Annotated in this window: 7 protein-coding genes; all 7 read left to right on the top strand. The window is 74.6% G+C overall.

The window, feature by feature from the left end; genetic code table 11:
* Positions 1–484 (top strand): amino acid ABC transporter permease (locus IE312_RS42965; RefSeq protein ID WP_229900723.1); only part of this gene is annotated, 484 nt, incomplete at its 5' end.
* Entirely contained in the window at positions 481–2,241 is a 1,761-nt protein-coding gene (locus tag IE312_RS33045) for an FAD/NAD(P)-binding protein (protein WP_189985917.1), read from the top strand. The genes IE312_RS42965 and IE312_RS33045, both read left to right, overlap by 4 nt.
* A complete protein-coding gene (locus IE312_RS33040) occupies positions 2,238–2,999 on the top strand; it encodes an amino acid ABC transporter ATP-binding protein (RefSeq protein ID WP_306419848.1) in 762 nt (253 codons plus the stop codon). Before IE312_RS33045 ends, IE312_RS33040 begins: the two co-directional genes overlap by 4 nt.
* 42 nt (positions 3,000–3,041) lie before the next feature.
* Positions 3,042–4,121, top strand: coding sequence for an LLM class flavin-dependent oxidoreductase (locus IE312_RS33035; protein ID WP_189985916.1), 1,080 nt, complete (start codon positions 3,042–3,044; stop codon positions 4,119–4,121).
* Positions 4,122–4,234: 113 nt separating this feature from the next.
* Positions 4,235–5,017 carry a DUF1684 domain-containing protein gene (locus IE312_RS33030; RefSeq protein WP_189985915.1) on the top strand — a complete coding sequence of 261 codons (783 nt, stop codon included), beginning with the start codon at positions 4,235–4,237 and terminating at the stop codon, positions 5,015–5,017.
* A 212-nt stretch (positions 5,018–5,229) separates the two neighbouring features.
* Positions 5,230–6,156 (top strand): S1 family peptidase, encoded by a 927-nt coding sequence (locus IE312_RS33025; protein ID WP_189985914.1) that lies wholly within the window; start codon positions 5,230–5,232, stop codon positions 6,154–6,156.
* A 201-nt stretch (positions 6,157–6,357) separates the two neighbouring features.
* Positions 6,358–6,890, top strand: a 533-nt coding sequence (locus IE312_RS42960) for a PHP domain-containing protein (RefSeq protein ID WP_229900722.1), incomplete at its 3' end; no start/stop codon positions are given.

Genomic DNA, 6,890 nt, shown 5'->3' with positions numbered 1-6,890 from the left:
GCTGCTGCTGTGGTTCAACATCGGGGCGTTGTACCCACGGCTGTTCGGCGTGCGGACCGTCGACCTGCTCAGCCCGGTCGCCGTCGCGGTCGTCGGCCTCACCCTGCACGAGGCCGCCTACGCCGCCGAGGTCGTGCGCGGCGGCATCCTCTCCGTCGACCGCGGCCAGATCGAGGCCGCCCAGGCGCTCGGCCTGAGCCCGTGGCGGCGCTGGTGGCGGATCGTGCTGCCGCAGGCGATGCGCGCCATCGTGCCGCCCGCCGGCAACATGCTGATCGGCACCCTCAAGGGCACCTCGATCGTCAGTGTCATCGCCGTCAACGACCTGCTCTTCTCCGCCCAGTTGATCTACCACCGCACCTACCAGGTGATCCCGCTGCTGATGGTCGCCACCCTCTGGTACGCCGTGGTCACCTCGCTGCTGGGCATCGGCCAGTACTACGTCGAGCGGCACTACGCCCGCGGCACGGAGAACGCGCGATGAGGCAGCAGCTGGTGATCGTCGGAGCCGGTCCGCGGGGGACCGGCATCCTGGAACGCCTCGCCGCCAACGCGCCCGAGCTGTACGCCGGTCCGGGCCTCGACATCCACCTGGTCGACCCCCATCCGCCGGGCGGCGGACGCATCTGGCGGCAGGAGCAGTCACCACTGCTGTGGATGAACTCGCAGGCCGAGGACGTCACCATGTTCACCGACGACACGGTGACCATGGCCGCCCCGGTGCGCGAGGGCCCCACCCTGCACGAGTGGGCGGGACTGGACGGCCGCACCTTCCCCGACCGGCAGCTCCAGGGCCGCTATCTGCGCTGGGTGTACGACCGAGCCCGCGCCGACCTGCCCCCGAACGTCACCGTGCACCACCACCCGCACCGCGCCCTGCGGGTCGACGGGCCGCGCGAGGGCCGCCAGCGGGTCTGGCTGGAGGACCGCCCGCACCCGCTCCCGGCCGACCTGGTGATCCTCGCCGTGGGCCACCAGGACGCCGAGCTCGACCCCGAGCAGACCGCACTGTCCGCGTACGCCCGGGAGCACGGACTGGTGCACCTGCCGCCCGACTTCACCGCCGACAGCGACCTGAGCGCCCTCGAACCCGGCGCACCGGTCGTCGTCCGCGGCTTCGGGCTGGCCTTCGTCGATCTGATGGTGCTGGTCACCGAGGGGCGCGGCGGGCGGTACGAGGGCGACACCTACGTGCCCTCGGGGCGGGAGCCGGTGCTGTACGTCGGCTCCCGGCGCGGGGTGCCGTACCACTCGAAGATCGGCTACGACTGGACCGGCGACCGGCCCCCGCTGCCCCGCTTCTTCGGCCCCGCCGAGGTGGCGGACCTGCTCGCCCGGCCCGGTGGCTTCGACTTCCGGCGCGATGTGTGGCCGCTGGTCGAGAAGGAGCTGGGCTTCGCCCACTACCACCGGCTGTTCACCGCCCACCCCGGGCGTACGGCGATCGCCTGGACCGACTTCGAGGAGAAGTACGCGGCGGCCGGCGACCCCGCCGAGACCCGGGCACTGGTCGCCGCCGCGGTACCGGACCCGGCCGACCGGCTCGACCTCGGCGCGCTCGACCGCCCGCTGGAGGGCGTGCGGTACGCCTCGCACGACGACTTCCAGGACGGGCTCCGCGCGTACGTCGAGGCCGACCTCGCCCGCCGGCACGACCCCGCGCACAGCGCCGACCTGGCCGTCTTCCTCGGACTGCTCTCCGTCTACGGGCAGTTGGTGCGGCTCGGCGACATCGGGTCCTGGTGGCACGGCTTCTTCAGCTATCTGGCGTCCGGGCCGCCCGGGCCCAGGCTGCGGCAGATGCTCGCGCTGTCCCGCGCCGGACTGCTCCGGTTCGTCGGGGCCGGCATGGCCGTCACCGCCGAGGACGGCGTGTTCCGCGCCACCAGCCCCACCGTGCCGGGCTTCTCCGTCGAGGCCCGGGCCCTGGTGGAGGCCCGGCTGCCCGAACCCACCCTCGGCCGTGCCCGCGACAGCCTGCTGCGCGAGCTGCACGCCGACGGCGCCGCCGAGACCCCCGAGGGGCTGCTCCGGGTCGACCCCGGCGACGGCCGGATCCTCGACCGTGCCGGGCGCCCGCACCCCCGGCGCTTCGCCCTCGGCCCGTACACCGACGCCCGCGCCCCCGGCGCCTTCACCCGCCCCCGCACCGGCGGCCCCGCCTTCCGGCAGAACGACGCGACCGCCCGGGCGGTGCTGGCCCTGCTGAGCGGCTCACTGGAAAAGGAACTCGCGCGATGAGTGTCATGGTCGACATCAGGTCGGTGCACAAGAGCTTCGGCACGCTGGCCGTGCTCAGGGGCATCGACCTCCAGGTGCGCGCCGGTGAGGTCACCGTCGTGCTCGGACCCTCCGGCTCCGGCAAGTCCACGCTGCTGCGCACCATCAACCACCTGGAGAAGGTGGACCGGGGCGAGATCACCGTGGACGGCACGCTGATGGGGTACCGGCGGGCCGGGGACAGGCTGCACGAGCTGCCCGAGCGGGAGGTGCTCCGCCAGCGCACCCACATCGGTTTCGTCTTCCAGAACTTCCACCTGTTCCCGCACCTCACGGTCCTGGACAACGTCGTCGAGGCGCCCGTGTCCGCGTTGAAGCGGCCCCGCGCGGAGGCGGTGGAGAACGCGCGCCGGCTGCTGGCGCGGGTGGGACTCGAGGACAAGGCCGGCGCCTATCCGCGGCAGCTGTCCGGCGGGCAGCAGCAGCGGGTCGCCATCGCGCGGGCGCTGGCGCTGGAGCCGAAGCTGCTGCTGTTCGACGAGCCGACGTCGGCGCTCGATCCCGAACTGGTGGGCGAGGTGCTGGACGTCATCCGGGACCTGGCGGCCCAGGGCACCACGATGATCGTCGTCACGCACGAGATCGGGTTCGCCCGGGAGGTCGCCGACACCGTGGTGTTCATGGCCGACGGGCGGATCGTGGAGCAGGGGCCACCGCGGGAGGTGCTCGGCGCTCCACGCGAGGACCGGACCCGTGCGTTCCTGGCGAAGGTGCTGTGAGGGTGGGGACCGGTCGCGGCACGGGACGCGCGGGGGGCCGGGATGAGTAGCCTGCTGCACCTCGCGGCCGCCCTCGATCTGCCGGGGACGGCCGACGGCGGGGCGTACGTGGAGCTGGCGCGGCTCGCCGAGCGGGGCGGGCTGGACTTCGTGACGCTGGACGAGTCCTCCGGCCGGTCCGGGCCCGACGCGCTCGGCGTGCTGTGCCGGGTGGCGCCCGCGACCCGGCGGATCGGGCTGGTGGGGACCGTCCCCGCCGCCCACACCGAGCCCTTCCGGCTGCAGGCCGCCGTGGCCGCCCTGGACCGGGTCAGCCGGGGCCGGGCCGGCTGGCGGCTCGACGTGTCCGCCGCCGAGGGGGAGGCCCGGCTGTCCGGCCGCCGCCGCGCGGGCCGGACCGGGTCCCTCCGGCCGGAGACGGACGAGGCCGCCGAGGCCGCGGCGGGGCTGTGGGACGGCCGGGAGGACGGCGCCGGGATCCTGGCCGGGGCCACCGGCCCGTTCCTCGACGGCGACCGGCCGCACCGCGCCGACTCCGCCGGTGGCGCCTTCCCGGTCCGGGGCCCGTCGGCCGTGCCGCGGCCGCCGCAGTGCCACCCCGTGCGCGTGGTCGACGCCACCGACGGCCCCGCCCGTACGGTCGCCGCCCGGTACGCCGACGTCGCCCTGGTGCGCGCCGCCGCGCCCGCCGAGGCCGCCGGCGCACGCGACCGGCTGCGCGAGGAGGCCCGGGCCTTCGGTCGGCACCCGGACGCGCTCCGGGTCCTGGTGAGCCTGCTGGTGGACCTCGGCGACGGCGAGTACGCGGCCGAGCCGGGGCACGGCGGCGGCCCGCGGCCGACCGTGCGGGGCCCGTTGTACCGGGGCGGTCCGGTCGACCTCGCGGAGCTGGTGGCCGGCTGGCACGCCGACGGCGTCACCGACGGCTTCCACCTCGTCCCCGTCGAACCGCGCCGCGACCTGGAGCGGCTGGTCAACGGCACGGTGGCGCTGCTCCAGCACCGCGGGCGGTTCCGCACCTTCTACCCGGGCAGCACCCTGCGCGAGCACCTGGGCCTGGCCCGGCCCGCCGGCCCGCACACCGTCCGCGGGGCGACGGCCGTGGCCGGGGGAACGCCGTGACCGTGCCGCGCCTGCACCTGGCGGCCGCGTTCCGGGGGCCGCCCCGGGCTCCCGCCCGCCGCCGGGGAGAGCCGATCATGACGAGCCGTTCACCATGGAAAGGAAACGATGGCATGACGACCGACGAGTCCGTCGCCTGGAAGCAGTGGCACGAGCAGCGCGTGGAGAGCGTGGCGGCGCCCTACGGGCCGCTCGCGCTGACCGCGACGCACTGGCTCGAAGACTATCCGGAGGGTCGACTTCCGGACATTCCCGGGAAGTGGGTGGCAGGCGAGGCAGGGGTAGTGCTAGTCGCCGGCGAGTCCGACGGCCTGACCCTGGACGGCCGGCCCTTCGCGGGGGAGGCCCGACTGGCCGCGGACAGCGGTCCGGAGTCCGGGTCGCGGGTCGCGCTCGGCGCGAAGCGGCTGGTCGTGCTGGTACGCGAGGGCGTGTGGGGCGTGCGGGTGTACGACCCCGGCTCCGCCGCCCGGCAGGCCTTCCGGGGCATCGAGGCCGAGCCCTACGACCCCCGGTGGTCGGTGCCGGGACGGTTCACGCCGTACGACGCGACGCGCACCATCCGGCTCGGCAACGCGGACGGCCGTGAGCGGGGCTTCGCCCTCGCCGGTGAACTCGCCTTCTCCCTGGACGGGCGGGAGCGGACGCTGAAGGTCGCCCAGCAGGGGGACGGGCTGCTGTGGGCGGTGTTCGCCGATGCCACCAGCGGCGGCACGAGCTTCCGGTTCCGCTTCCTCTTCGCGCCGGCCCCGGACGCGCAGGGGCGCACGACCGTCGACTTCAACCGTGCCCAACTCCCGCCGTGCGCCTTCGCGGACCACTTCATCTGCCCCCTCCCTGCCCCCGGGAACACGCTGGACGCGGCGATCGAGGCGGGGGAGCGCCGGCTGGGCTGACCTGCGGTGCGCCGGTCCGGGCCGCCTTGGGTCGTTCGGGTGGTTCCGGGCCGTCGGCCGAAAGGCACCCTTGTGCCGACCGGCCGTTCGGCCGAATACTCCCCCCAGCGCTTGTCAGGGGCATGCGTATTCGATTCCGGTCGGCCCCTGGCTGCGCCTCACGGGCCCCGACCCCACGCGGGCCCCCGACTTCCCTTGGAGGGGAACGACAAGTGAGGAACAAGCGCACCACTCCCCGCGGCACCACGGCGAGACGGACCCGGCTGACCGCCGTGGCCACCGGCTTCCTGGCCGCAGCCGCGTTCGCCGCCCCCACCGCGAACGCCAGTGACGCCCCCACCGCGAACGCCGGCGACGCCCCCGCCTTCAGCGCGAGCCAGCTCGCCAAGGCGAGCGACTCCGTCCTCAAGGCCGACATCCCCGGTACGGCCTGGGCGGTGGACGGCAAGACCCACCGGGTCGTCGTCACCGTCGACAGCAGGGTGTCCCAGGCCGAGATCGCCAAGATCAAGAAGCAGGCCGGTGCCACCGCGGACGCCCTGGTCGTCAAGCACACACCGGGCAGGTTCAACAAGCTCATCTCCGGCGGCGACGCCATCTACGCGAGCGGCTGGCGCTGCTCGCTGGGCTTCAACGTCCAGGACTCCAGCGGCAACTACTACTTCCTGACCGCCGGGCACTGCACCGACGGCGCGGGGACCTGGTGGTCGAACTCCTCCCACAGCACCACGCTCGGCACCACGGCCGGATCCAGCTTCCCCGGCAACGACTACGGCATCGTGCGCTACACCAACAGCTCGGTGACCAAGTCGGGTGCCGTGGGCAGCCAGGACATCACCAGCGCGGCCACGCCCTCCGTGGGTACGACCGTCTACCGGCGCGGGTCCACGACCGGGACGCACAGCGGCCGGGTCACCGCGCTGAACGCCACGGTGAACTACGGCGGCGGCGACATCGTCTCCGGCCTGATCCAGACCACCGTCTGCGCCGAGCCCGGCGACTCCGGCGGCCCGCTGTACGGCGGCACCACGGCCTACGGCCTGACCTCGGGCGGCAGCGGCGACTGCAGCTCCGGCGGTACGACGTTCTTCCAGCCGGTCACCGAGGCGCTGAGCGCCTACGGGGTGCACGTCTACTGACGTCCCCCTCCGCTGACGGACCACACCGGGAAGCCCCCCGCGCGCCCACCGCGCGGGGGGCTTCCTGGTGTGTTTGCGCAGGTGAGGGGCGCTCCGACACGTGTCGTACACACGTTCGAGAATGGGGGTATGGTGGGTGGTGGGGAAATTGGGAACTGATGTTCGAGAGTCGTTCGGGGCTCACGAGTACGGGAGGTGTGCGTGCCGGGCTTCGCGCATCTGCACACCGTCTCCGGGTTCTCCCTGAGGTACGGGGCGTCCCACCCGGAGCGGCTGGCCGAGCGCGCCGCGGAGCGGGGGATGGACGCCCTCGCCCTGACCGACCGCGACACCCTCGCCGGCACCGTGCGCTTCGCCAAGGCGTGCGCCGGGGCCGGCGTGCGCCCGCTGTTCGGGGTGGACCTGGCGGTGGAGGCACGGGAGGCCGTACGGCGGGAGCGGCGGCGGACACCGGTGCGCGGCGGCGCCTTCGTGGACGAGTCGGCCCCCCGGGCGACCTTCCTCGCCCGGGACGGCGGCCGGGGCTGGGCCGACCTGTGCCGGCTGGTCACGGCGGCGCACGCGGGCGACGGGGCCCCGCTGCTCCCGTGGGCCGGCAACCGGGGCGACGGCCTGGTGGTGCTGCTCGGACCGGACTCGGACGTGGGCCGGGCGCTCGCCGCCGGGCGGCCCGACCGGGCGGCGGAGCTGCTCGTGCCGTGGCGCGAGGTCCACGGCGACGCGCTGCGCCTGGA

The organism is Streptomyces capoamus (assembly GCF_014654935.1).
Classification (GTDB): Bacteria; Actinomycetota; Actinomycetes; order Streptomycetales; family Streptomycetaceae; genus Streptomyces; species Streptomyces capoamus.
The sequence above is the reverse complement of the archived record's forward strand: the minus strand, read 5'-3'. Positions and strand labels throughout refer to the sequence as shown.

Coding starts and splice junctions, on each gene's coding strand:
- IE312_RS33045 (WP_189985917.1), top strand. CDS start 481: ATGAGGCAGCAGCTGGTGATCGTCGGAGCCGGTCCGCGGGGGACCGGC.
- IE312_RS33040 (WP_306419848.1), top strand. CDS start 2,238: ATGAGTGTCATGGTCGACATCAGGTCGGTGCACAAGAGCTTCGGCACG.
- IE312_RS33030 (WP_189985915.1), top strand. CDS start 4,235: ATGACGACCGACGAGTCCGTCGCCTGGAAGCAGTGGCACGAGCAGCGC.
- IE312_RS33035 (WP_189985916.1), top strand. CDS start 3,042: ATGAGTAGCCTGCTGCACCTCGCGGCCGCCCTCGATCTGCCGGGGACG.